This is a genomic window from Streptomyces sp. NPDC047525, assembly GCF_040643025.1.
Lineage (GTDB): Bacteria > Actinomycetota > Actinomycetes > Streptomycetales > Streptomycetaceae > Streptomyces > Streptomyces durmitorensis.
In genome coordinates this window covers 436,469-460,382 of record NZ_JBEYTL010000008.1, presented here as the reverse complement: position 1 = coordinate 460,382, position 23,914 = coordinate 436,469, and the positions used below count along the sequence as shown (strand labels likewise).

Sequence of the window (23,914 nt, the reverse complement as noted above, 5' to 3'; positions counted from 1 at the left end):
CGGCCGTGCGCCGGGCCTAACGGCCGAGGTACTTGGGCTTCGCCTTGTCCAGGAACGCTTGGACGGCGATCGCGTGGTCCTCGGACGCGCCCGCCTTCGCCTGGAGTTCGTCCTCCTTCTCCAGGGACTCCTCCAGGGTGTGGCCCGCCGCGTAGGCGAGGGACTCCTTGAGGGCCCCGTAGGCGAGGGTCGGGCCCTCGGCCAGGGTGCGGGCCAGCTTCAGGGCCTCGGCGGCCAACTCGGCCTCGGGTACGACCTTGTTGGCGATGCCCAGGTCATACGCCTCCTGGGCGCCGATGTTGCGCGGGAACAGCAGCAGATCGGCGGCGCGGCCGGGCCCGATCACGCGCTGAAGCGTCCAGGAGACGCCCGAGTCGGCGGTCAGCGCGACCCCGGCGAAGGACGTGTTGAAACGCGCGGTGTCCGCGACGATCCGGTAGTCCGCGGCGAGCGCGAAGCCGAGCCCCGCACCGGCCGCGACGCCGTTGACGCCCGCGACGACCGGCTTGGCCATCCCCGTCAGCGCGCGCAGGACGGGGTTGTAGTGCTCCCGCACCGTGCTCATCGTCTGTCCGGTGCCCGCCGCGCGGTCCGCCATGAGCGAACCCACGTGTTCTTTCAGGTCCTGCCCCACACAGAAGGCGCGCCCGGTCGCGGTGAGCAGCACGGCGCGGACCGCGGGGTCCGACTCGGCCGACTGCACCGCCTCCCGCAGAGCGACCTTGGCCTCGATGTTCATCGCGTTCATCGCCTCGGGGCGGTTGAGCGTGATGGTCGCGAGCCCGTCGCTCACCTCGTAGAGCACGGTGTCGGCCATGGTGAATCCCCTCCAGTGGTCCTGCGCCGGTCATCTTTGTCCGAGCCCAGCATGACGGAGATCATCGGGCACCGACATGAGGGGAGATATGTGACCTGCGTCAAAGAATTCCTGGCTCCGGAGGCGTAAGGGGCGGCGCAGTATCGCAGCCACATCGCCGAATTGAGTGGTTTTGCGGGCGCGCGTTGCGCAAGCGATGCAGACCGATGTTGGTCATCGGGTCCTGCCATGCGGGATAATGGCCTGGAAGCAATATGTTCGATGCCGGTGACACCTGGGTTGTCGGCTGCGATGAGCTGGTTTCAGGAAGGGGAACGAGCATGGCGGCCATGAAGCCGCGGACGGGCGACGGCCCGCTCGAGGTGACCAAGGAGGGGCGGGGCATCGTCATGCGCGTTCCGCTCGAAGGCGGCGGACGACTTGTCGTCGAACTGACTCCGGACGAGGCCGATGCACTCGGCGACGCCCTGAAGAAGGTCGTCGGCTGACGCGGAAGCGCCCACACTTTTTCACTGCCCCGGCATCGTAACGACGTGCCGGGGCAGTGCTATGTCCGGGGTTCCGGGGGCTGAGCCGAAGGTGTCGGGACCGCTCAGCGTTTGACGGCGCAGAGCAGGCCGTCGCCCACCGGGAGCAGCGCCGGCATCAGGTCCTGGCTCTCGCGCACGGTGCGCAGGAGCTCGCGGATGCGCAGTACTTCGGCGGGCTGCGGACCGGAGTCCACCGTCCGGCCGTCGGAGAAGGCGCCCTCGAAGCAGACGAGCCCGCCGGGGCGCAGCAGGCGCAACGATTCAGCGAGGTAGTCCAGGTACTCCGTGCGGTCGCCGTCACAGAACACGAGGTCGTAACCGCCGTCGGCGAGCCGCGGCAGTACGTCGAGTGCGCGGCCGGGGATGAACCGCGCGCGGTTGCCGGCGAATCCGGCGGCGCGGAAGGCCTCCCGCGCGAACTGCTGGCGGTCGGGCTCGGGGTCGACGGTGGTCAGGACGCCGTCGGGCCGCATGCCGTGCAGCAGATGGAGCCCGGACACGCCCGTGCCCGTCCCGATCTCGGCGACGGCCTTCGCGTCCGCCGTGGCGGCCAGCATGCGCAGCGCGGCGCCGGTACCGGGAGACACCGAGGGCAGCCCTGCCTCCTGGGCCCGGTCACGGGCCCAGCGCGCTGCCTCGTCCTCGGCGACAAAGGCGTCGGCGAACGCCCAGCTCGTCTGCCGGTTGCCGGTAATGGCCCTCTCCTGTCCCCGTGGATGCCTGGCCGTGACTGTATCCGTAAGGGGTGGGAACCCGCAGATGGGACCGGGCGTTTAGTAGGGGTAGGCGGACGTCGGGGGTAACGAATGGATCAAGAATGGCTGCGGGCCCTGCGACCAGGCAGGACAGCTGGCAGGAAGCCCGTACCAAATTCCAGTAAAAACGCTTATCCGGAGCTAACGGGCGAGGTGGTTATGGTAGGGGCTCCACTGGACACCACCAGAGCCGACAGGGGAGGTGCGGCTGCGTCCGCGGATCGGGGAGGAGCGCTGAGGCGCTTTCTCGGGTTGGCGGGTGAGCCGAAATCCGTGACCGACACCGCTGACCGATTCCACACCGCCAGCTCCGCTCAGACCGCGACCTTTGCCGCTGATGCGGAATCGCAGGCGTGGACTCCCCCCACCTGGGAGGAGATCGTCAGCACGCACAGCGGACGGGTCTATCGCCTGGCGTACCGCCTGACCGGCAATCAGCACGACGCCGAGGACCTCACGCAAGAGGTCTTCGTCCGTGTCTTCCGGTCCCTGTCGACCTACACCCCCGGCACGTTCGAGGGCTGGTTGCACCGCATCACCACGAACCTCTTCCTGGACATGGTGCGCCGCAAGCAGCGCATCCGCTTCGACGCCCTCGGCGACGACGCGGCCGAGCGCCTCCCCAGCCGTGAGCCCTCCCCGCAGCAGGTCTTCAACGACACGCACTTCGACGCGGACGTGCAGCAGGCGCTCGACACCCTCGCTCCCGAGTTCCGTGCCGCAGTGGTCCTGTGCGACATCGAAGGCCTCTCGTACGAGGAGATCGCCGCGACCCTGGGCGTCAAGCTGGGCACGGTCCGCAGCCGTATCCACCGTGGCCGCTCGCAGCTGCGCAAGGCCCTTCAGCACCGGTCGCCCGAAGCCCGCGCCGAGCGCCGCTCGCTCGCAGGAGCCGTGGCGCTGGGAGGAGGGGGCGCGACCGCGTGAGTGGATCACGGTCGAATCCTGCCGAGCGGCATCTGGCCGAGCAGCATCTGGGGGACCGACTCGCCGCCCTGGTGGACGGTGAGTTGGGCCATGACGCGCGTGAGCGAGTCCTCGCTCATCTCGCGACCTGTCCGAAGTGCAAGACCGAGGCCGACTCGCAGCGGCGGCTCAAGAGTGTTTTCGCGGAGGTGGCACCGCCACCCCCGTCCGAGAGTTTTCTGGCGCGCCTTCAAGGCCTTCCCGGCGGAGGCAGCGAGCCTCCATCCGGCCCCAGGTCCCCTGGAAGCGGAGGCTTCGCCACCGCGGACACGGACTCAGGGCTGCCCCCCACCGGAGTCTTCGGCGTAAGGCCGGAGACCTTCGGCTATGCGCCCTCGGGCAGCCATGCCGCCGTACTGCCCGGCTCGGGACGCGGTTTCCGCATCCATGACGTCAACCGGCACGACGTCGGCCGTCACGAGGCCGAGCGGTCGCTGTGGCGCGGGCGGCGGTTCGCCTTCGCCGCCGCCGGTGCGGTGTCGCTGGCCGCGATAGCGCTGGGCGGCGTCACGACGGGCATGCCCGCCGACCCGGGTGAGCCGCGCGCGGGCTCGGGCAGCAGTAGCAACAGCTCGGGCAACGGCAGCAGCACGGGCAGCAACAGCAATGCGTCGCCGCTGCGTTCGCCGGGCGCGGGTGCCACCACGGCTCCCGACTCCGTCCGCCGCCGTGGCAGCAATCCGCTGTCCGTGCAGGGTCAGCGTCCTGGGGTCCTCGCGGCGCCGGTCGCGCCGACCCAGGCGACCGGGCCGCTGCTGCCCGGGGTGCCGGTGCGGGGTCCCCGCATCCAGCAGCCCGAGCCCGTGTCCGCCAGGCACGAGGTGACGGCGCCGATGCTGACCGGCGCGGCGATCATGTCCCCTCTGATACGGCCGGTCTCTCCCGTGACACCGGGCGGTGCGTCTGCTGCCGCTGCCGTGCCGAATCTGGGCGGCGTCGCTTCGGGTGGCGGGGCGGAGCCGACGCACACCGCGGCGGCCTCGCCCATAGAGGGCACACTGCAGGGCACTTCGCAGATCCGCTGACGTGCTCTGCGCTTCGGCGCGGGAACCTGGTTGAATCCTCGGTGGGCCGTGCCTGCCCGAGACTTGTGGCGGGCGCGGAGTTGAGCACGTGATCGGCGTCCGCCGTAGGCCAGGTGTGGGGAGAGCATGGACGAGGGCAAGCCCACAAAGGCGAAGTGGTGGAGCCGCCCCAGGTCGGCGTCCGCGCCCGACGGAACGGGAGCGGAGCGGGGCGGCCCCGACGGAGAGATAGGCGCCACCGGGGACGAGGCGACAGACGCCGCCGGGCGAGCGGAGGACGCGTCCGGCGACTTCACCCTGGCCGCGGCGACTCCGCAGGGTTCAGACCCCGCGCAGGCGCCTGCCCCCGCGCAGGGCTCCGACTTGCCGTCCGGCTCTGCGCAGGTCCCTGCCTCCGTGCCGGGCTCCGACCCCGCGCAGGCTCCTGCCTCCGCGCCGCGTTCCGAGTCCCCCCAGACTGTCCCCACGCAGGTCTCCGACTTGCCGTCCGGCTCCGTGCCGGGCTCCGCCTCCGTGCCGGGCTCCGAGCCGGCGTCCGCGCCCGGTTCAGTGCCAGGCTCTGGTTCCGCATCCGGCTTCGAGCCCGCGCCGGCGCCTGGCTCCGCACCCGCTTCCGCGCCGGGCTATCCGTCCGGTTCCGAGCCTGTGCCGGACCCTGGTTCCGCGTCCCCGTCTGCCTCCGCGCACGGCGTCGCCTCGGCGGCTTCGGCCGACTCCGCCCCGGGCGTTCCCGCCCAGGCAAGCACCCCCGCCGACCGCCCCCGCCCGCTGCACGACCCCGATCCGTACAGCACCCCGCCCTACGGCGAGCCAGGCCCCTGGGCCCCCGCCCCGCCCGTACAGCACCCGGCGGCGACCCCCGCGCACGGCACGCAGCTCCCGGCGGCGGCCCACAGCGGAACCCCGCCCCACGGAACCCCCGGCCCGGCTCCGGCTCCTGCCCACGGCGCCACCCCGCCGCACGGCACCCCGCACCCCGCGCCCCCACAGGGCGTCGCCCCGCAGCCCCACCCGGCCCCACAGCCCCAGGCCCACCACCAGCCTCAGCAGCCCCACCCGCAGTCTCAGCAACCCCACCCCCACCCCCAAGCCGCAGCCCCTCCCCGCCAGCCTTACGACCCCTGGAACGCCCCCCTCCAGCAGAGCGGTGCCGTTCCCGTCGATGAGGCGAAGCAGAAGAAGCGGGCGCGGCGGATCATCCTGGTCGGGATCGCCGTCATCACCCTCGTGGCCGGCGGCATCGGCGGAGCCCTCGGGGCCTATCTCGAGCGGAACGCCGGCGTCTCGGACATCGAGCTGTCGCAGTCGGACGCCCAGGACAAGGTGCGGGCCAAGGACAGCGTCGCCGGGATCGCGGCGAGCTCGCTGCCCGGCGTCGTGACCCTGCACGTCAGCGGCGACGACGCACAGGGCACCGGCACCGGCTTCGTGCTCGACGGCAAGGGCCACATCCTCACCAACAACCACGTGGTCGAGCCCGCGGGGACCGGCGGCGAGATATCGGTGACCTTCAGCGGCGGAGAGACGGCCAAGGCGGAGGTCATAGGACGCGACTCCGGGTACGACCTCGCCGTGGTCAAGGTCTCCGGGGTGCGCGGGCTCAAGCCGCTGCCCCTCGGCAACTCCGAGAACGTCCAGGTGGGCGACCCCGTGGTGGCCATCGGCGCCCCGTTCGACCTGGAGAACACCGTCACCTCCGGCATCATCAGCGCCAAGGAACGCCCCATCACCGCCGGCGGCGAGAAGGGCGACGGCAGCGACATCAGCTACGTCGACGCACTCCAGACCGACGCACCCATCAACCCCGGCAACTCCGGCGGCCCGCTGATGGACGCCGACGCCCGCGTCATCGGCATCAACAGCGCCATCCGCTCCGCCGACGACAGCTCGGCGCCCGGCGGCGGCCAGGCGGGTTCCATCGGCCTCGGCTTCGCCATCCCCATCAACCAGGGCAAGCGGGTCGCCGAAGAGCTGATCAACACCGGCAAGGCCACGCACCCTGTGATTGGCGTCACGCTCGACATGGAGTACACGGGCGACGGAGCCCGCGTCGGCGACAAGGGCAAGGACGGCGGCCCCGCCGTGAACGAAGGCGGACCGGGCGATCGCGCCGGAATCAAGCCGGGCGACGTCATCACCGAAGTGGACGGCCAGCGCATCCACTCCGGGGACGAGCTCATCGTCAAGATCCGCGCCCATCGCCCGAAGGACAGCCTCGAATTGACGGTCCAGCGCGCGGGAAAGGACCGGAAAGTGACGCTCGTGCTCGGTGCGTCGGGCGGAAGCTGATCCACGTCTGTCGCCCAGCGGCTACCGGACGGACAGGAACGCCGGGTACCGTGGACCCGGTCCGGATGGCAAGGAGCTCAAGGTGTTCTCAGACATTGGCCCGCTCGAGGTAGTGGCGCTGATCATCCTCGCCGTGCTCGTTTTCGGCCCGGACAAGCTGCCCAAGCTCATTCAGGACGCGACGCGGACCATCCGTAAGATCCGAGAATTCTCGGACAGCGCCAAGGCGGACATTCGCAGTGAACTGGGCCCGGAATTCAAGGACTTCGAGTTCGAGGACCTGAATCCGAAGACCTTCATCCGCAAGCAGCTCGACAACGACGAGCTCGGCCTGAAGGAAATCCGGAACGGCTTCGACCTCAAGAAGGAGATGGCCGAGGTCACGGACGCCGTGCACGGGCGGGAGAGTGAATCCTCCGACGGCGCGACCGGCACGGACAGCGCGTCCGAAGCGGCCGGCGGCCGTATCGACATGGCCAAGAAGGACGGCCGTATCGACATGGACAAGAAGCCCGAGAAGGCCGCTCCCGCCGACCATCCGCCGTTCGACGCGGACGCCACCTGACCTCCTGAGAGGCACCCGCGGTACGCCCCTGAGCGCGCCCCCGGTCACTCCCTTTGAGACACCCGACCGCCTACCGGTGTCCCAGCTTCCGGAACGGGTGTGGCTATCCTGCCTTGTTGTCCGGCTGAGGACGCCCGAGGGGGGCGGGCCCTGCGGACCGATGAGAACGAGGAGGCGGCCGGGTACATGGAGACGACAAGTCGCGTAGGCGCACAGGCGCCGGCCGCGGACGGCACCGCACAAGCGATGCCCTCCGCCCGGCGCACGGTCGACAGCTATCTGCTGGCGCCCTTCCCCTGGTACGGCCTCGACGAGGCCTTCACCGGGGAGCGCTGGCTGATGCAGGTCGGCACCGCCGCGGACGGCGCGGTGGAGCACGGCTCCATCGGGCACGGCGATGAGCCGTCGGTCCGGAGCGACGGACCCTTCGGGAACAGCGACAAGGAGCGCTTCGCGGTCGTGGTCACCGTCGCGGCCAACCCGGTGCGGCGCAGCCCGGACGGCACGGGCCTCCTGGAGGCGACGTCGGTGTCGTCGGCGGCCTGGCTCGCCGGAGTGGGGCTGCTGACCTTCACCTGGCCGAACCAGATGGACCACAGCCTGCGTGACGACTGGCTCGACCAGCAGACCGAGACGGCCTGGGTCCTCGCGGACGACCTCCAGGGCGAGGACTGGTCGACGCTGTCGCTGCCGGTGGACGGGGTGCCGACCTCGTTCCACTACCGCGAGTCCGAGTTCGGCTGGGTGCTCGCCGGTTCCACCAAGGAGGGCGTGCCCCTGGGCGCCTACGGGCGCGGCATGAGCGCGTACGGCCTGGGCTTCTCGGTGGTCAAGGACATCCACGAGTACGCGAACTAGACCTCGCGCACCCGCCATACGCCGATGGGGGCGCCGCTCGTCATGAGCGGCGCCCCCATCGGCGTATGGCGGGAAGGCTCAGAACTTGTTGCGCGGGGTGATTCCCAGGGTCATGCCCGCGAGGCCGCGCTGGCGGCCGCCCAGCTTGCCCGCGATGGTGCGCAGCGCGGAGCCCGCGGGGGAGTCCGGGTCCGAGAGGACCACCGGCTTGCCCTCGTCGCCGCCCTCGCGCAGGCGGACGTCGATCGGGATGGAGCCGAGGACCGGGACGTTGGCGCCCGTGGTCTTCGTGAGGCCCTCGGCGACGCGCTGGCCGCCCCCCGTGCCGAAGACGTCGACCATCTCGCCGCAGTGCGGGCAGGGAAGCCCTGCCATGTTCTCGACGACGCCGACGATCTTCTGGTGGGTCTGCACCGCGATGGAGCCCGCGCGCTCGGCGACCTCGGCCGCCGCCTGCTGGGGCGTCGTCACGACGAGGATCTCGGCGTTCGGGACCAGCTGGGCCACGGAGATCGCGATGTCGCCGGTGCCCGGGGGCAGGTCGAGGAGCAGGACGTCCAGGTCGCCCCAGAAGACGTCCGCGAGGAACTGCTGGAGGGCGCGGTGGAGCATCGGTCCGCGCCACACGACCGGGGCGTTGCCCGGCGTGAACATACCGATCGAGATGACCTTCACGCCGTGCGCCGACGGCGGCATGATCATGTCCTCGACCTGGGTGGGCTTGCCGTCCGCGCCGAGCATGCGGGGCACGGAGTGGCCGTAGATGTCCGCGTCCACGACGCCGACCTTCAGGCCGTCCGCCGCCATCGCGGCCGCGAGGTTCACCGTCACCGACGACTTGCCGACGCCGCCCTTGCCGGACGCGACGGCGTAGACACGGGTCAGCGAGCCGGGCTTGGCGAAGGGGACCTCGCGCTCGGCGGTTCCACCGCGCAGCGCGCTCGCCAGCTCCTTGCGCTGCTCGTCGCTCATCACGTCGAGGGTGACGTCGACGCGCGTGACGCCCTCGACGGCGGCGACCGCGTCGGTCACGTTCTTCGTGATGGTCTCGCGCATCGGGCACCCGGAAACCGTGAGGTACACGGTGACCGCTACCACCCCATCAGGGGAGATATCTACCGATTTGACCATCCCCAACTCGGTGATCGGTCGGTGGATCTCGGGGTCGTTCACCGTCGCCAGTGCTTCACGCACCGCGTCTTCCGTAGCCATACGTCCGATAGTACGGCGCGGTAACCCCGCCCCGGAAAGAGCCGTCAACGGTCGCCTACATCACGCCCGCCGCTCTCCTCCGCGGGGAATACGACGCGCCGGCCCCTGCGCTGCTCCTCCAGCTCCTTGACCAGGTCCTGGAGTTCGGAACGGATCCAGTCGCGGGTGGCCACCTCGCCGAGGCCCATGCGCAGCGAGGCGATCTCACGGCTCAGATATTCGGTGTCCGCGATGGAGCGCTCGTTCTGTTTGCGGTCCTGTTCGAGGTTGACCCGGTCCCGGTCGTCCTGCCGGTTCTGCGCGAGCAGGATCAGGGGAGCCGCGTAGGACGCCTGGAGGGACAGCGCGAGGGTCAGGAACAGGAACGGGAACGGGTCGAAGCGCAGCACTTCGGGGGCCCATACGTTCCAGCCGACCCACACGATGATGGTGATCGTCATCCAGACGATGAACCGCCCCGTGCCCAGGAACCGCGCGATCCGCTCGGAGAGCCGCCCGAACGCCTCGGGGTCGTACTCCGGCAGGAGCTTGCGCCGCGGCGGCCGCGGCTGGTCGAGCCGGAAGCGGGGCGCGGTCCGCGGCTCGACGCGGCTGTCCCGCTCCCGGTCAGCCGGCGGCATGGCGCACCCCCTCTTCCTGGTGGAACTCGGTCTCGCGCCAGTCGTCCGGCAGCATGTGGTCGAGCACGTCGTCGACCGTGACCGCGCCCAGGAGCGAGCCGCCCTCGTCGACGACGGGGGCCGCCACCATGTCGTACGTGGCGAAGAACCCGGCGACCTGCGGCAGCGCGGTCTGCGGCAGGAGCGTCTGCAGGTCGTCGTCGAGGATCGAACTGACCAGCGTGTACGGCGGATCGCGCAGGAGCCGCTGGAAGTGCACGGTGCCCAGGTACTTGCCCGTCGGCGTCTCGTCGGGCGGACGGCACACGTAGACCTGCGCGGCGAGCGCGGGGGAGAGGTCCTGCTGGCGCACCCGCGCCAGGGCGTCGGCGACCGTCGCGTCGGGCCTCAGCACGATCGGCTCGGTGGTCATCAGGCCGCCGGCGGTGCGCTCCTCGTACGCCATCAGGCGCCGCACGTCGGCGGCGTCGTCCGGCTGCATCAGCGTGAGCAGCCGCTCCTTGTCGTCCTCGGGCAGCTCGGCGAGCAGGTCGGCGGCGTCGTCCGGGTCCATCGCCTCCAGGACGTCGGCGGCGCGCTCCTCCTTGAGCTTGCCGAGGATCTCGATCTGGTCGTCCTCGGGGAGCTCTTCGAGGACGTCGGCGAGCCGGTCGTCGTCGAGGGCGGCGGCCACCTCGGCCCGCCGCTTCGGGGACAGGTGGTGCAGGACGTTGGCGAGGTCGGCGGGGCGCAGCTGCTCGAAGGTGGCGAGCAGGCTCTCCGCGCCCTGGCCGTGCTCCTCCAGGGAGAACCCGTCGACGGCCGACCACTCGACGGTGAGCGTCTCGCCCTTGCGCCGGAAGGTGCCTGCCTTCCCCTTGCGTACGAAGACCCGGTCGATCTCCCAGTCGCGGCGGGCCGGGAGCTGCTGCACCGCCACGTCGAGGACGGTCACCTCCTCGTCCGTCTCGACGAGCCTGACCCGCCGGTCGAGCATCTCGCCGAGCACGAGCCGCTCGGTGGGCCGCTGCTCGAAACGCCGCACGTTCAGTACGCCGGTCGTGATGACCTGGCCCGTCTCGATGCCCGTCACACGGGTCATGGGCAGGAAGATGCGGCGCCGCGTGGACAGCTCGACGACGAGGCCCAGGAGCCGGGGCGGCCTGCGCTGCACCCGGAGCATCGCCACCAGGTCGCGCACCCGGCCGACCTGGTCGCCGTTCGGGTCGAAGACGGCGGTACCGGCCAGATGCGAGACGAAGACCCGGGAGGCGGTTGCCGCCATCGCACGCGCCTCCCTCGCTCGTAGTTTTTTGTGCCGTTCTGTCGGGCAATGCGGGCTTCAGGCTAGCCCGTCCCGGTCGGATACGCCCCGGCGGAGCGTACGGCCACACTGGCGCCGATCCAACTGGTCAGCACGGGTACGCTGCCGTACTGCCGTAGCCGTAGCCGTCGTCCCCACGAGAGGCAGCGCCCCCTGTGTCCGAGATTTCCCTGGTCCGCCGTACCCGCAGGACAGCACTGGTGAGCGCGGTGTGCGCGGGTCTCGTCATCGGGGTCACCGGTCTCACCGGGTGCAGCAGCGAGGAGGATCCGGACGCGGGCACGAACGGCATGGGGAAGCTCTCCGCCGCGAAGATCCAGAGCAAGTCCCGCGCGGCGGCCGACTCGGCGACCGCGGTGCGGCTCTCGGGCACGCTGGTCAGCAAGGGCCACACGTACAAGCTCGACATGCGGCTGAAGGACGAGGGCGGCACAGGCTCTGTCACCTCGAAGGGTGAGACCTTCCAGCTGCTGCGCGTCGGCAAGCAGCTCTTCCTGAAGGCCGACTCCGCCTTCTGGACCCACAAGGACGCCAAGGGCGGCCAGAAGCCCGGCAAGGCGGACGGCGCGGCCGCGGCCAAGCTCGACGGCAAGTACGTCAAGGTCCCCCAGGAAGACGCGTCCTACCAGCAGCTGAGCGGCTTCACGGACAAGGACGTCCTCCTGGCGGGCATGCTCACCCTGCACGGCGAGCTGGCCACCGGCGACCGCGGCACCACGTCCGGCAACCCCAGCATCGAGATCACCGGCGACAAGGGCGCGGGCGGCACCCTGGACGTCTCCCTCAAGGGCAAGCCCTACCCGCTCAGCCTGGAGCGCGCGGGCGACGCGGGCACGCTCCGGCTCAGCGACTGGGGCAGGGACTTCCCGCTCAGCGAGCCGGACAAGGACGAGATGGTGGACTACGGCGAGCAGCTGCCCGAGTCGTAGGAACGCCTGCGGACGCGCTAGCCGCGCCGCTTCTTCCGCTTGAACAGCAGCCGCGGCAGCGCATCGGGCACCGGCTGCCGGGTGGTCGCCCCGGTCGGCAGGGGCGGGGCCGCGAGGGAGCCGTCGGGCAGGTCGGTGATCGTCTCCTGCGGGGTGAGCCGGACGACCCGGCACTCGTCCGCCCAGCGCTGCGGCATCCGCTCGCCGTCGGGCGCGTTCAGGCGCTTGCCCTTGAGCTCGGCGACGGCCGCCTCCCACGCCTCGGAGCGCGGCGCGAGCTCGGTCACGAGCGCCGTCCAGGCGATGAGCCTGCCGCCCTTGTCCTTGCTGCGTACGGTCACTTCGGCGGTGCCGCCGTCGACGAGTCCCGGCAGCGGCTGCTCGCCGGGGCCGTCGCCGATGAGGTGCGCCGCGCCCTCGTGCCATACGTGCCACAGGGCGCGGGCCGGTTCTTCGCCGCGCACCCAGATGAGGCCCGACTTCTTGGTGGCCTCCTCGACGAGGGCCTGGGAGAGCAGCGTTTCTGTCATGCGCGCAGCCTACCGAGTGGGGTGCTACAGCCAGCCGTTGCGCTTCAGGGTGCGGTGGATGGTCCAGCAGGCACCGGCGATGAGGCCGAGCACCATCGGGTAGCCGAACCGCCAGTGCAGCTCGGGCATGTGGTCGAAGTTCATGCCGTAGACACCGCAGACCGCCGTCGGCACGGCGATGATCGCCGCCCAGGAGGTGATCTTGCGCATGTCCTCGTTCTGCGCGACCGCGGCCTGCGCGAGGTTGGCCTGGAGGATCGAGTTGAGGAGTTCGTCGAAGCCGACGACCTGCTCCTGGACGCGGGCCAGGTGGTCGGCGACGTCACGGAAGTACTTCTGGATGTCCGGGTCGACCAGACGCATCGGCCGCTCGCTCAGGAGCAGCATGGGCCGAAGCAGCGGCGACACGGCCCGCTTGAACTCCAGGACCTCACGCTTCAGCTGATAGATCCGCCCGGCGTCGACACCGCGCGCGGAGCCCTTGCCCTTGCTCGGGGCGGAGAAGACCTCGGTCTCCACCTCGTCGATGTCGTCCTGCATGGCGTCGGCGACCGCGAGATAGCCGTCGACGACGTGGTCCGCGATGGTGTGCAGGACGGCGGACGGGCCCTTGGCGAGCAGCTCGGGCTCCTCCTGGAGCCTGCGCCGCAGCGCGCGCAGCGAGCCGTGGCCGCCGTGCCGCACGGTGATGAAGAAGTCCCGGCCGGTGAAGCACATCACCTCGCCGGTCTCCACGATCTCGCTGGTCGCGGTGAGTTCGGCGTGCTCGACGTAGTGGATGGTCTTGAAGACGGTGAAGAGCGTGTCGTCGTAGCGCTCCAGCTTGGGTCGCTGGTGTGCGTGCACCGCGTCCTCGACGGCGAGGGGGTGCAGCCCGAACTCGGCGGCGATACCGGAGAATTCGGCCTCGGTCGGCTCGTGCAGGCCGATCCAGGCGAAGCCGCCGTCGCGGCGCACCTGGAGCATCGCCTCGTGCGGCGTGAGCGTGTCGTCGCAGGCCGCGCGGCGGCCGTCACGGTAGACGGCGCAGTCGACGACGGCGGATGCGGCGGTGGGGTCGCGCGTGGTGTCGTACGAGCTGTAGGCGCTGCCGTCCTTGCGGAGCGAGGGACGGACGGCGGCGCGGAGGTCACGGATCATCGACATGGGCAGGCTCCTTTGACGGAGGCCGCCGGCGGCGGGTGGAACTACCCGGAATGGGGACGTCCTGCTGAGGATGTTTGGCACGTCCACAAAGCGGGGAGCACCGCACCATCGCGGTGGCAGCTTCGCTACTGACTCAGATCAAAGAACTCAGAGAGATCAGGTGGAAACGAAGTGCTCTTCCGTCGCACGCGAGCACGGGGAGTACAGGCGCGCAGTGGCAGCTACAGAGCTGCGTGAGGTGTCAGACGGAAGAACGGGTGGTACTGCACGGTCGACTTCGATCCATGGCAGCCCCACCTCCTCCGGCCGGTCCCCCGTAGGGGAGTCCCAAGCGCGTAGCGCGCGAAGTCATCTGCCCGGGCTTGAAAGCGCGCTCTGCGTGCTGCCCGGAACCAGCGGCCAACACTATCAGCCGACTGAAGTGTCAAGCCCCGCCTTTACCCGCCACTGACGAGTTCTATGCTCGCGTCATGGCTGATGTTCTTGCTCTGGTCGAAGCCCGTCTCCGCACTGGCCTCGGTGAACCCGACGCCCGCGCCGCGGTGACCTTCCTCGGCACCGACCGCGTGGAAGTGCTGCGCTTCACGGACGGGGACGTGGTCAGGTACGCCACGCTCGGTATGGCGGTCCAGCCGATGGCCGACCCCACCGCCCCGCTGGCCGACCCCGTCAAGGGCCCGCGCGCGGAGCTGATCCTCTCGGTGCGGGGCGGCGTCGCCGATACGGACAAGGTGCTGCGGCCCTTGGCCGTCCTTGCCGCGTCGCCCCAGGTCGAGGGCCTGATCGTGGCTCCCGGCGCCTCGCTCGACGTGGGTGAACCGCTGTGGCCCGGCGCGCAGTTCACGTCGGTCCTTGTCGCGGAGCCGGGCGGTCTGGTGGAGGACCTGGAGCTCGACGAGCCGATGGAGCCCGTACGGTTCCTTCCGCTGCTGCCCATGACGCCGAACGAGGGCGCGTGGAAGCGGGTGCACGGCGCGCAGGCCCTCCAGGAGCGCTGGCTGAGCAGCGGAACGGACCTGCGCGATCCGCTGCGCAAGTCCGTGTCCCTGGACTGAATCCCCTTACGACTGAATCCCCGTACGGAAGAACTCAGTTGGCGAAGACGGTGACGCCGTCCTCCGTCGCGTGCTTCGGTTCGAGCTCCTCGGCTATTGGGGTATCCCCTGCTCGAGCGGAGTCGAGAGCTTGGGGAAGGGTGAGGGCGTCCTTGCGGACCCAGACCACGACCGCGCCGAGCGCCGCCGTGACGGCCGCGACCACGAACGGGACGTGGATGTTGCTCCACTCCTCGATCTTCGGCGCGAAGAACGGCGCCGCGGCGGCCGCGAACCACCGGACGAAGTTGTAACCGGCGCTGGCCACCGGCCGCGGCGCGTCGGAGACGCCGAGCGCCAGCTCGGTGTAGACGGTGTTGTTCACGCCGATGAAGGCGCCGGACAGGATCGTGCAGACGATGGCCGTGGTGTGGTTGCCGTACCCGAGCACGAGCACGTCCACCGCGAGCAGCACCAGCGAACCGCCGAGCACCTTCAGCGAGCCGAACCGCGCCTGCAGCCGCGGGGCCACGAGCACCGAGAAGACCGCGAGCAGCAGACCCCAGGCGAAGAAGATCGCACCCGACTTGTACGGGGTCATGTTCAGCACGAACGGCGTGAAGGCCAGGACCGTGAAGAACGTGTAGTTGTAGAAGAACGCGGAGGCGGCGGCGGACGCGAGGCCGCCGTGGCCAAGGGCCTTGATCGGGGCGAGCAGTGACGTCTTCTGCGCGGGCTTCGGCTGCTCCTTCAGGAACGCCGTGATGCAGAGGAACCCGACCGCCATCAGGGCCGCGGTGCCGAAGAACGGGTAGCGCCAGCTCGCGTTGCCGAGCACCGCGCCGAGCAGCGGCCCGCACGCCATGCCGAGGCCGAGCGCCGACTCGTAGAGCAGGATCGCCGCGGCGCTGCCGCCGGCCGCCGCTCCGACGATGACGGCGAGCGCGGTCGACACGAAGAGCGCGTTGCCAAGGCCCCAGCCCGCGCGGAACCCGACGAGCTCGCCGACCGATCCCGAGGTACCGGCGAGCCCCGCGAAGACCACGACGAGCGCGAGCCCGAGGAGCAGGGTCTTCTTGCCGCCGATCCGGCTGGAGACGAATCCGGTCACCAGCATCGCGACGGCGGTGATCAGGAAGTACGAGGTGAAGAGCAGGGAGACCTGGCTGGCGGAGGCGTCCAGGCCTTTGGCGATGGAGGGGAGGATCGGGTCGACGAGCCCGATGCCCATGAAGGCGACGACGGACGCGCCCGCGGTGGCCCAGACGGCCTTCGGCTGACGCAGAAGACTGGTCGCCCCCTCGTCGAACGGATCCCCTTCCGCGGGGCCTCCTGTGCTGCTGTTCATGCCTGCTCCTCAGCTGCTTCCGTCGAGATCGTTGACGTATACACATATTAGTTAGCCAACCTAAAAGATGCAAGCTACATCTAGTTTTGCCTGGTGACAGCGCCACCGGACGGGTGATCGTCCTTGACGGAGCGACGACCGGGGAGGACCGTTGGGCGCTATGAGGGGCGAACCCAGTTGCCCGAAGTGTGGTGGCCGGGTCAGGGCTCCCGGTCTCTTTGCCGACTCCTGGCAGTGCGATGTGCACGGGACGGTGCATCCGCTGCAACCTGTGATCCCGCCCAGCGTCGAGGCCCTCCAGGTCGTGGTGCACCGCGCGCAGGTGCCGGTCTGGATGCCGTGGCCGCTGCCGGTCGGCTGGCTCTTCACGGGCGTGGCCTGCGCGGGGGACGACCGCAGCGGCGGCCGTGCGACCGCCGTGGCCTGCTCGGGGCCCGCGCCGCTCGGCGGCATGGGCGAGCTGGTGCTCGTCGCCGAGGAGCTCGGCGTCGGTCTCGGCGCGCGGTACGCGGGCATCGACGGCCCGGACCCCGGCCCGTACCTGAACGTCGAGAAGCCGCCGCAGGCCAAGCTGCTCGCGGCCGGGCGGCCGACCCCGATGTGGCATGTGGCGGGCACGCCGGACGACCGTGCGGTCTTCGCCGGCGAGGCGCGCGGCCTGTGGCTGTGGGCGATCGCTTGGCCGGAGCAGTCGGGCCTCTTGATGTACGACGAGCTGGTGCTCACCGATCTGCGGGACGCGGGTGCCGAGGTGGACCTGCTGCCGTGCGGGGCGCTTTCGCCGCGGATCCTGATGCCGTGAGGGCGGATCCCGCTGCCGTCGTGAGGTGAGGGGAGTCTCCTTCGCGACGGCCGGGGGAGCGTGCGCCTCCCGTTATCCTTGAGCTTCCCCCTCGTGACGGTCCCTCGTGGACCTGTCCGTATCCGTCCCGTCAGAGCCTGGAGTACGCGTCGTGCGCATCGACCTGCACACCCACTCCACCGCTTCCGACGGCACGGACACCCCGGCGCAGCTGGTGCGCAATGCTGCCGCCGCCGGTCTTGACGTCGTCGCGCTCACGGACCACGACACCACCCGCGGGTACGCGGAGGCCGTCGCGGCACTGCCCGCAGGCCTCACCCTCGTGACCGGCGCCGAACTCTCCTGCCGCCTCGACGGCGTGGGCCTGCACATGCTGGCCTACCTCTTCGACCCCGACGAGCCGGAGCTCGCCCGCGAGCGCGAGCTCGTGCGCGACGACCGGGTGCCCCGCGCGCAGACGATGGTCGGCAAACTTCAGGAGCTCGGCGTCCCGGTCACCTGGGAGCAGGTCGCGCGCATCGCGGGCGACGGCTCGGTGGGCCGCCCGCACATCGCCGAGGCCCTGGTCGAACTGGGCGTCGTGCCCACCGTCTCGGACGCCTTCACGCCGGACTGGCTCGCCGACGGCGGCCGTGCGTACGCCGAGAAGCACGAACTGGACCCCTTCGACGCGATCCGCCTGGTCAAGGCCGCGGGCGGCGTCACCGTCTTCGCGCACCCTGCGGCCGTCAAGCGCGGGCAGGTCGTGCCGGAGGCCGCCATCGCGGAGCTGGCCGCGGCCGGTCTCGACGGCGTCGAGGCCGACCACATGGACCACGACCCGGCCACCCGCACCCGGCTGCACGGCCTCGCGGCGGACCTCGGCCTCCTGGCCACGGGGTCGAGCGACTACCACGGCAGCCGCAAGACCTGCGTGCTCGGGGAGTTCACCACCGACCCCGAGATCTACGGCGAGATCACGCGCCGGGCGACCGGGGCGTTCCCGGTGCCGGGCGCGGGCGGAAGCCCCGCCGCGTAGCGCGGCTGCACCCCGCACCTCTTCACCTCTTCACCTTTTCCGCCGCCGTCCGCGCGGCACTTTCGTACGACTCACTGCAAGGCCATCACTGTGTTCGACGTCGCCGTCTTCGGATCCCTCTTTCTCACCCTTTTTGTGATCATGGACCCTCCCGGGATCACGCCGATCTTCCTCGGACTCACCTCCGGCCGCCCCGCCAAGGTGCAGAAGAAGATGGCCTTCCAGGCTGTGTGCGTCGCCTTCGGCGTGATCGCGGTCTTCGGGCTCCTGGGCCATCAGATCCTCGACTACCTGCATGTCTCCGTCCCCGCGCTGATGATCGCGGGCGGGCTGCTGCTCCTGCTGATCGCGCTCGACCTGCTCACCGGCAAGACGGACGAGCCGAAGCAGACCAAGGACGTCAACGTCGCCCTCGTGCCGCTCGGCATGCCGCTGCTCGCGGGGCCCGGCGCGATCGTCTCCGTCATCCTGGCCGTCCAGGACGCCGACAGCCTCGGCACGCAGATCTCCGTGTGGGCGGCGATCGTGGCGATGCACGTCGTGCTGTGGCTCGTGATGCGCTACTCGCTGCTGATCATCCGGGTCATCAAGGACGGCGGCGTGGTCCTGGTGACGCGGCTCGCGGGCATGATGCTCTCCGCGATCGCGGTGCAGCAGATCATCAATGGCGTGACGCAGGTGATCAACGGCGGCTAGGCGCCGGCGACGGACGGGGCCCTTGGCATGCCCGGGAGCCAGGGCCCCCGGGCATGCCAAGGGCCCCGTACCAAAGGTGTACGGGGCCCTTCACCTGTGCATCAACCTGTGCGTTACGAGGCCGGGGATTCGGCCGGTCGGATATAGATGCGCTGGCCGATCGCTGCGGCCTGCTGCACGATCCGATTGACGGAGGCGGCGTCTACGACGGTCCGGTCCACGGCGGCGCCGTCGACGTCGTCGAGTCGCATGATTTCGAAGCGCATATGGCTTCTCCCTTCGTCTGGTCATCCTCCTGAAGGAGAACTACTGGAGTTGTGGTCCCCCGGGACAGCTGTGTCCGGTGTTCCACACGGGTACAACGAGTTGCCCCCAGCAAACATTCCCTACGCTAAGGAAATTTTTCGACAGACTAATTACTCACGAGTAGCGAGACCGGTTGTGTTCGCTGCGTGACCACCGGGACAATGGACCCCAATGAACGACGAGATCGACATCAGCGCCCAGATCAGCGTCCAGCTGGAGCGCGCCAACGGACTCCTCGAGCGCGTGCTCGCCGAGGTGGCGAAGACACCGTCCACGCACGCGATCTTCGTCGATGCCGGATATGTGTACGCGGCGGCCGGACGCCTCGCGGTCGGCACGGAAGACCGGCGCGCCTTCGACCTGGACGCGGAGGGTCTGATCGAGGCCTTCATCGACAAGGCGCGCACGATCTTCGCGGACAGCCGTCTGCTGCGCGTCTACTGGTACGACGGTGCGCGGCGCCGCATCCACACCGTGGAGCAGCAGTCGATCGCGGAGCTTCCCGACGTCAAGGTCCGCCTGGGCAACCTCAACGCGAACAACCAACAGAAGGGCGTGGACTCCCTCATCCGGACGGATCTGGAGTCACTGGCCCGGCACCGCGCCATCAGTGACGCGGCCCTGATCGGGGGCGACGAGGACCTGGTCTCGGCGGTGGAGGCGGCGCAGGGGTACGGCGCGCGGGTGCACCTGTGGGGCATCGAGGCGTCCGAGGGCGGCCGCAATCAGGCGGAGCCGCTGCTGTGGGAGGTCGACAGCCAGCGCACGTTCGACCTGGATTTCTTCAAGCCGTACGTGTCCCGGCGTGCCGCCACGGCGACGTACGAGGCGGCGGGCACGCCCCGGCCATCGCGTGAGGACGTCCGCTTCGTGGGCGCGCAGATCGCCGCGAAATGGCTGGCCGAGCGGGGGCGCGCGGCGCTGGTCGACCTGCTGCCGGGGCATCCCTATCTGCCGGGGTCGGTGGACCAGGAGCTCCTGGTGGAGGCCGAGAAGCTGCTGGCGTACTCGCTGCGGGGGCAGTCGGATCTGCGGCGGGCGTTGCGGGACGGGTTCTGGGAGAACTTGCAGACGCGGTATTAGCCGCTGCGGGGCTGGCTGTTGGGGTCAGCCCCTACGCGTTGTTGTTGTTCCCTGGTCCCAGAAAGCGATGAGGGCGGCGGCTGTCTCCGTCGGCCGGTCGGTGTTGGGGGAGTGCTCGGCGCCGGAGACGACCGTGCGGTGGGCGTGCAGCCGGTCCGCCATGTCGTCGAGCCAGGTGATGGGCCAGGTGTCGTCGCGCTCGCCGGAGATGACGTGCTTGCGCAGCGGGACGGCGTCGAGCTCCGCGACGCGGTCGGGCTCGACGCAGAGCTGCTTGCCGGTGGCGATGAGCTGGGCGGGGCTGTGCCGCAGCCAGCGCGTGCGCAGGGCCTCACCGTCGAGGTCGGTGTCCTCGGGCGGGTCAAGGGCCTGCATGGCCGCCCATACGTCAGCCATGGAGAGGGTGGCGAGCGCGTCGGTCAGCATCTTGGCGCGGTCCTGCTGCGAGGGCGAGACGGCGGCGGGGCCGGAGGACATGAGGGTGAGCGAGGCGAAGGTGTCGGCGGGGGCGCTGAGGGTGGCTGCGCGGGCGATGAGGCCGCCCAGGGAGTGGCCGAGAAGGTGCGGGGTGCCGCCGACGGCTGCGGTCTGGGCGAGGACGTCCTGGGCCAACTCGGCCTGGGAGTAAGGGGATTCGTCGTTCGCCGGGCCCTGGGTCTCGTACTGCCCTCGGCCGTCGACGGAGACCGCTCGATACCCGGCATCTGCGATGGGCCTGAGCAGGGCGATGAAGTCCTCCTTGCTCCCGGTGAATCCGGGGAGCAGGAGGACGGTGCCCTTGGCCTGGCCGGCCGGGGGGCGGGCGTCGAGCGCGGCGAAGTCGCCGCGGGCGGTCCTGAGGCGGCGGGCGTCGACGCCGGGGGGCGGGGTGAAGGTCGGGGGCCTGCTCATGCGTCTGAGGCTAGCGGCCTTCGCGGGGCGGTGCCGGGGCTGGGTCTTCCCGGCTCAGGCCGGCGGTGCCTGCGGGCGGCTTCCCGCGCTTCGCGCGGATCCTTCCCGCCCACCCACCCGTTTGCCCCGCGGTGGGGAGGTGGCTGGGTGGGGGCTGGTCGCCGGGGTGTCCTGCGGGAACGGGTCCGGCGCTTCGCGCCGGATCTTCCCCACCCACCCGCCCGTTGCTCCGCGGTGGGAGGGGGTGGGTGGGGGCTGGCCACCGGTGTCGCGCGATCAGCCGTCCCGACGCTTCGCGCCGGACCGCCCCCGCCCACCGGCCCGTTGCCCCACGCGGATTTCCCGCGCCCACCGGCCCGATGCCCTGCGCGGATCTCCCCCGCCCACCGGCCCGTTGTCCCGCGCGGATTTCCCGCGCCCACCGGCCCGTTGTCCTGCGCGGATTTCCCGCGCCCACCCGCCCGTTGTCCCGCGCGGATCCTCCCCACCGGCCCGTTGCCCCGCGCGGATCTCCCGCGCCCACCCGCCCGTTGCCCTGCGCGGATCCTCCCCGCCCGCCGTTGCCCCGCGTGGGTTCTCCCCCGCCCGCTCATCCGGTCACCCTGTGGCTGCGGGGCAAACGGGTGGGTGGGCGGGAAAGATTCGGCGCGGAGCGCCGGGTTGGGGCTGTTGGGGGTGCCCCGTTGCTGCGGGGCGGGCGGGAGAGGTTGGGGCTGCGGGAGGTGGCCTCAACTGGGCGGTGGTGCAAGGGAGTTGCCCGGGTGGTGGTACGCCGAAGGCCCGGCGTCCCTGTGAGGGGAGCCGGGCCTTCGGTTCAGACCTCTCCGGAGCTTCAGCTCTCCGGCGCTTCGGCCGGCGCAGCCACCTTGCGGGCCCTGCGGCGCGGCTTGGTGACGGCGGCCTCCTCGGCGGCAACCGGAGCCTCCGCGGCCTTGCGCGTACGGCGGCGCGGCTTCGTCTCCTCCGTCGGCTGAGCGGGAATCTCGGCCTCGACGGTCTCGACCACGGTCTCCGCTGCCTTGCGCGTGCGGCGTGCCCGCGGCTTGGTGGCGGGCGCCTCGGCCTCGGCCGCTTCCGCGGCCTCGACGACCGGCTCGGCTGCCTTGCGGGTGCGGCGGCGGGGCTTGGTGGCCGGAGCCTCGGCCTCCGTCGTCTCCACGGCCTCGACCGTGTCGACCACGGCTTCCGCTGCCTTGCGCGTGCGCCGTGCCCGCGGCTTGGTGGCGGGCGCCTCGGCCTCGGCCGCTTCCGCGGCCTCGACGACCGGCTCGGCTGCCTTGCGGGTGCGGCGGCGCGGCTTGGCCGCGGGCGCCTCCGCCTCGACTGCCTCGACCGTGTCGACCACGGCTTCCGCTGCCTTGCGCGTACGGCGTGCCCGCGGCTTCGTGGCCGGAGCCTCCGCCTCGGGTGCTTCCGCGACCGCGACCTCGGCCTCGACCACCGGCTCCGCAGCCTTGCGGGTGCGGCGGCGCGGCTTCGTGGCCGGAGCCTCGGCCTCCGTCGTCTCCACGGCCTCGACCGTGTCGACCACGGCCTCCGCGGCCTCCGAGCCGTTCCGCGTCCGGCGACGGCGGCGCGGCGTACGCGGCTCCGTCAGCTCGGCCTCGGGGGCGGACACGGCGGCAGGGGCAGCGGCAGCCGCAGGCGCGGCCTCGGCCACTGCCACGGCCGGAGCAGGAGTCTCCAGCGGCGTACCCGAACGCGTGCGGCGACGCCGACGCGGCGTACGCGCCTCACGCGGCTCGCGCTCCGCCTCGGCAGCCGGACCGCGGTTACGGTCACGACCGCTGTCACGACCGCCATCACGGCCGCCGTCACGACCGCGGTCCCGCCCGCGCGAGCCACCCTTGCCGCCCGTCTCGCCGAGGTCTTCGATCTCCTCGGCGCGAAGCCCGGCACGGGTCCGCTCGGCGCGCGGCAGGACACCCTTCGTGCCCGCCGGGATGTTCAGCTCCTCGTACAGGTGAGGAGAGCTGGAGTACGTCTCGACCGGGTCGCTGAAGTCGAGGTTCAGCGCCTTGTTGATCAGCTGCCAGCGCGGGATGTCGTCCCAGTCGACCAGCGTGATCGCGATGCCCTTGGCACCCGCGCGGCCGGTGCGGCCGATGCGGTGCAGGTAGGTCTTCTCGTCCTCGGGGGACTGGTAGTTGATGACGTGCGTGACGCCACCGACGTCGATGCCGCGCGCGGCGACGTCCGTGCAGACGAGCACGTCCACCTTGCCGTTGCGGAACGCGCGCAGCGCCTGCTCGCGGGCGCCCTGGCCGAGGTCGCCGTGCACGGCGCCCGAGGCGAAGCCGCGCTTCTCGAGCTGCTCGGCGATGTCGGCGGCGGTCCGCTTCGTACGGCAGAAGATCATCGCGAGTCCGCGGCCGTCGGCCTGCAGGATGCGCGAGACCATCTCGGGCTTGTCCATGTTGTGCGCGCGGTACACGTGCTGCTTCGTGTTCGCGACGGTCTGGCCCTCGTCGTCCGGCGCGGTGGCGCGGATGTGCGTGGGCTGCGACATGTAGCGACGGGCCAGGCCGATGACCGCGCCCGGCATGGTCGCCGAGAACAGCATCGTCTGACGCTTCGGCGGCAGCATGTTGATGATCCGCTCGACGTCGGGCAGGAAGCCCAGGTCGAGCATCTCGTCGGCCTCGTCGAGGACCAGGCACTTGATGTGCTTGAGGTTGAGCTTCTTCTGGCCCGCGAGGTCGAGCAGACGACCCGGCGTGCCGACGACGATGTCGATGCCCTTCTTGAGGGCCTCGACCTGCGGCTCGTAGGCACGGCCGCCGTATATGGCGAGGACGCGTACGTTCCGCGCCTTGCCGGCGGTCAGGAGGTCGTTCGTGACCTGCTGGCAGAGCTCACGGGTGGGGACGACGATGAGCGCCTGCGGGGCGTCGGTCAGCTGCTCGGGCTTGGCCCGGCCCGCCTCGACGTCCGCGGGGACGGTGACGTGCTCCAGGAGCGGGAGTCCGAAGCCGAGCGTCTTGCCGGTGCCGGTCTTGGCCTGGCCGATGACGTCGGAGCCGGAGAGCGCTACGGGCAGCGTCATCTCTTGGATGGGGAAAGGGCTGATGATGCCGACGGCCTCAAGGGCCTCGGCCGTCTCGGGGAGAATTCCGAGATCGCGGAAAGTCGTAGTCAGGGCATTGCCTCTTCTGTGAGACGCGGCGCGAGGCGAACGCTGGGGGTCGTGA

Annotated in this window: 23 protein-coding genes; 12 read left to right on the top strand and 11 right to left on the bottom strand. The window is 70.8% G+C overall.

Annotation, left to right across the window (positions count from 1 at the left end; genetic code table 11):
• Nucleotides 1-16: 16 nt before the first annotated feature.
• Nucleotides 17-817, bottom strand: a complete 801-nt coding sequence (locus ABZ833_RS25605; protein ID WP_361050507.1) for an enoyl-CoA hydratase-related protein — start codon at nucleotides 815-817, stop codon at nucleotides 17-19.
• A gap of 320 nt (nucleotides 818-1,137) precedes the next feature.
• Between ABZ833_RS25605 and ABZ833_RS25600 the strand changes: the two genes are divergently transcribed.
• Nucleotides 1,138-1,305, top strand: a complete 168-nt coding sequence (locus tag ABZ833_RS25600; RefSeq protein ID WP_003966491.1) for a DUF3117 domain-containing protein — start codon at nucleotides 1,138-1,140, stop codon at nucleotides 1,303-1,305.
• A gap of 104 nt (nucleotides 1,306-1,409) precedes the next feature.
• On the opposite strand, the gene ABZ833_RS25595 is transcribed toward ABZ833_RS25600, so the two are convergent.
• Nucleotides 1,410-2,108, bottom strand: a complete 699-nt coding sequence (locus ABZ833_RS25595) for an O-methyltransferase (protein ID WP_283779160.1) — start codon at nucleotides 2,106-2,108, stop codon at nucleotides 1,410-1,412.
• 153 nt (nucleotides 2,109-2,261) lie between these two features.
• Here ABZ833_RS25595 and sigE point away from each other — a divergent pair, with 153 nt between their 5' ends.
• From sigE to ABZ833_RS25570, 5 genes are all read left to right on the top strand, one after another.
• Nucleotides 2,262-3,029 carry an RNA polymerase sigma factor SigE gene (gene sigE / locus ABZ833_RS25590; RefSeq protein WP_249587925.1) on the top strand — a complete coding sequence of 256 codons (768 nt, stop codon included), beginning with the start codon at nucleotides 2,262-2,264 and terminating at the stop codon, nucleotides 3,027-3,029.
• Complete coding sequence (locus tag ABZ833_RS25585; protein ID WP_361050504.1) at nucleotides 3,026-4,093, top strand: zf-HC2 domain-containing protein; 1,068 nt, start codon at nucleotides 3,026-3,028, stop codon at nucleotides 4,091-4,093. The genes sigE and ABZ833_RS25585 overlap by 4 nt, the downstream gene beginning before the upstream one ends.
• A 126-nt stretch (nucleotides 4,094-4,219) precedes the next feature.
• A complete protein-coding gene (locus ABZ833_RS25580) occupies nucleotides 4,220-6,382 on the top strand; it encodes a trypsin-like peptidase domain-containing protein (protein WP_361050501.1) in 2,163 nt (720 codons plus the stop codon).
• Nucleotides 6,383-6,464: 82 nt separating this feature from the next.
• Nucleotides 6,465-6,947, top strand: coding sequence for a sec-independent translocase (locus ABZ833_RS25575; protein ID WP_361050498.1), 483 nt, complete (start codon nucleotides 6,465-6,467; stop codon nucleotides 6,945-6,947).
• Nucleotides 6,948-7,133: 186 nt separating this feature from the next.
• Entirely contained in the window at nucleotides 7,134-7,805 is a 672-nt protein-coding gene (locus tag ABZ833_RS25570; RefSeq protein WP_361050495.1) for a hypothetical protein, read from the top strand.
• Nucleotides 7,806-7,883: 78 nt separating this feature from the next.
• On the opposite strand, the gene ABZ833_RS25565 is transcribed toward ABZ833_RS25570, so the two are convergent.
• The 3 genes from ABZ833_RS25565 to ABZ833_RS25555 are packed head-to-tail and all read right to left on the bottom strand — an operon-like array spanning nucleotide 7,884 to nucleotide 10,901.
• Complete coding sequence (locus ABZ833_RS25565; protein ID WP_361050492.1) at nucleotides 7,884-9,017, bottom strand: Mrp/NBP35 family ATP-binding protein; 1,134 nt, start codon at nucleotides 9,015-9,017, stop codon at nucleotides 7,884-7,886.
• 44 nt (nucleotides 9,018-9,061) lie between these two features.
• Nucleotides 9,062-9,637: a DUF1003 domain-containing protein gene (locus tag ABZ833_RS25560; RefSeq protein ID WP_361050489.1), complete on the bottom strand. Its 576-nt coding sequence runs from the start codon at nucleotides 9,635-9,637 to the stop codon at nucleotides 9,062-9,064.
• Entirely contained in the window at nucleotides 9,624-10,901 is a 1,278-nt protein-coding gene (locus ABZ833_RS25555) for a CBS domain-containing protein (RefSeq protein ID WP_361050486.1), read from the bottom strand. Before ABZ833_RS25555 ends, ABZ833_RS25560 begins: the two co-directional genes overlap by 14 nt.
• Before the next feature lie 203 nt (nucleotides 10,902-11,104).
• On the opposite strand from ABZ833_RS25555, the gene ABZ833_RS25550 reads away from it, so the two are divergent.
• Nucleotides 11,105-11,869: a hypothetical protein gene (locus ABZ833_RS25550; protein ID WP_361050840.1), complete on the top strand. Its 765-nt coding sequence runs from the start codon at nucleotides 11,105-11,107 to the stop codon at nucleotides 11,867-11,869.
• 17 nt (nucleotides 11,870-11,886) lie between these two features.
• Here ABZ833_RS25550 and ABZ833_RS25545 read toward each other — a convergent pair whose 3' ends face one another.
• Nucleotides 11,887-12,399, bottom strand: a complete 513-nt coding sequence (locus ABZ833_RS25545; RefSeq protein ID WP_361050483.1) for a hypothetical protein — start codon at nucleotides 12,397-12,399, stop codon at nucleotides 11,887-11,889.
• A 24-nt stretch (nucleotides 12,400-12,423) separates the two neighbouring features.
• Nucleotides 12,424-13,545 (bottom strand): magnesium and cobalt transport protein CorA, encoded by a 1,122-nt coding sequence (locus ABZ833_RS25540; RefSeq protein WP_361050480.1) that lies wholly within the window; start codon nucleotides 13,543-13,545, stop codon nucleotides 12,424-12,426.
• 470 nt (nucleotides 13,546-14,015) lie between these two features.
• On the opposite strand from ABZ833_RS25540, the gene ABZ833_RS25535 reads away from it, so the two are divergent.
• The gene (locus ABZ833_RS25535) at nucleotides 14,016-14,600 is read left to right on the top strand and encodes a suppressor of fused domain protein (RefSeq protein WP_361050477.1); all 585 of its coding nucleotides are present in this window, start codon (nucleotides 14,016-14,018) and stop codon (nucleotides 14,598-14,600) included.
• A 34-nt stretch (nucleotides 14,601-14,634) separates the two neighbouring features.
• On the opposite strand, the gene ABZ833_RS25530 is transcribed toward ABZ833_RS25535, so the two are convergent.
• Nucleotides 14,635-15,927 (bottom strand): MFS transporter, encoded by a 1,293-nt coding sequence (locus ABZ833_RS25530; RefSeq protein ID WP_361050474.1) that lies wholly within the window; start codon nucleotides 15,925-15,927, stop codon nucleotides 14,635-14,637.
• Nucleotides 15,928-16,087: 160 nt separating this feature from the next.
• Between ABZ833_RS25530 and ABZ833_RS25525 the strand changes: the two genes are divergently transcribed.
• The 3 genes from ABZ833_RS25525 to ABZ833_RS25515 all read left to right on the top strand — a co-directional run bounded on the left by ABZ833_RS25525 (nucleotide 16,088) and on the right by ABZ833_RS25515 (nucleotide 18,443).
• On the top strand, nucleotides 16,088-16,729 hold the full coding sequence (locus tag ABZ833_RS25525) for a DUF6758 family protein (RefSeq protein WP_249587912.1): 642 nt from the start codon (nucleotides 16,088-16,090) through the stop codon (nucleotides 16,727-16,729).
• Between the two features lie 151 nt (nucleotides 16,730-16,880).
• Nucleotides 16,881-17,747, top strand: coding sequence for a PHP domain-containing protein (locus ABZ833_RS25520; RefSeq protein ID WP_361050471.1), 867 nt, complete (start codon nucleotides 16,881-16,883; stop codon nucleotides 17,745-17,747).
• 90 nt (nucleotides 17,748-17,837) lie between these two features.
• On the top strand, nucleotides 17,838-18,443 hold the full coding sequence (locus tag ABZ833_RS25515; RefSeq protein WP_361050468.1) for a MarC family protein: 606 nt from the start codon (nucleotides 17,838-17,840) through the stop codon (nucleotides 18,441-18,443).
• A gap of 113 nt (nucleotides 18,444-18,556) precedes the next feature.
• Here the strand turns inward: ABZ833_RS25515 and ABZ833_RS25510 are convergent, their stop codons facing one another.
• The gene (locus tag ABZ833_RS25510; RefSeq protein ID WP_167829028.1) at nucleotides 18,557-18,709 is read right to left on the bottom strand and encodes a hypothetical protein; all 153 of its coding nucleotides are present in this window, start codon (nucleotides 18,707-18,709) and stop codon (nucleotides 18,557-18,559) included.
• A 211-nt stretch (nucleotides 18,710-18,920) separates the two neighbouring features.
• Here ABZ833_RS25510 and ABZ833_RS25505 point away from each other — a divergent pair, with 211 nt between their 5' ends.
• Nucleotides 18,921-19,832: an NYN domain-containing protein gene (locus tag ABZ833_RS25505; RefSeq protein WP_361050465.1), complete on the top strand. Its 912-nt coding sequence runs from the start codon at nucleotides 18,921-18,923 to the stop codon at nucleotides 19,830-19,832.
• A gap of 24 nt (nucleotides 19,833-19,856) precedes the next feature.
• On the opposite strand, the gene ABZ833_RS25500 is transcribed toward ABZ833_RS25505, so the two are convergent.
• Nucleotides 19,857-20,723, bottom strand: a complete 867-nt coding sequence (locus ABZ833_RS25500; RefSeq protein ID WP_361050462.1) for an alpha/beta hydrolase — start codon at nucleotides 20,721-20,723, stop codon at nucleotides 19,857-19,859.
• Between the two features lie 832 nt (nucleotides 20,724-21,555).
• A complete protein-coding gene (locus ABZ833_RS25495) occupies nucleotides 21,556-23,769 on the bottom strand; it encodes a DEAD/DEAH box helicase (RefSeq protein WP_361050459.1) in 2,214 nt (737 codons plus the stop codon).
• Between the last annotated feature and the right edge of the window lie 145 nt (nucleotides 23,770-23,914).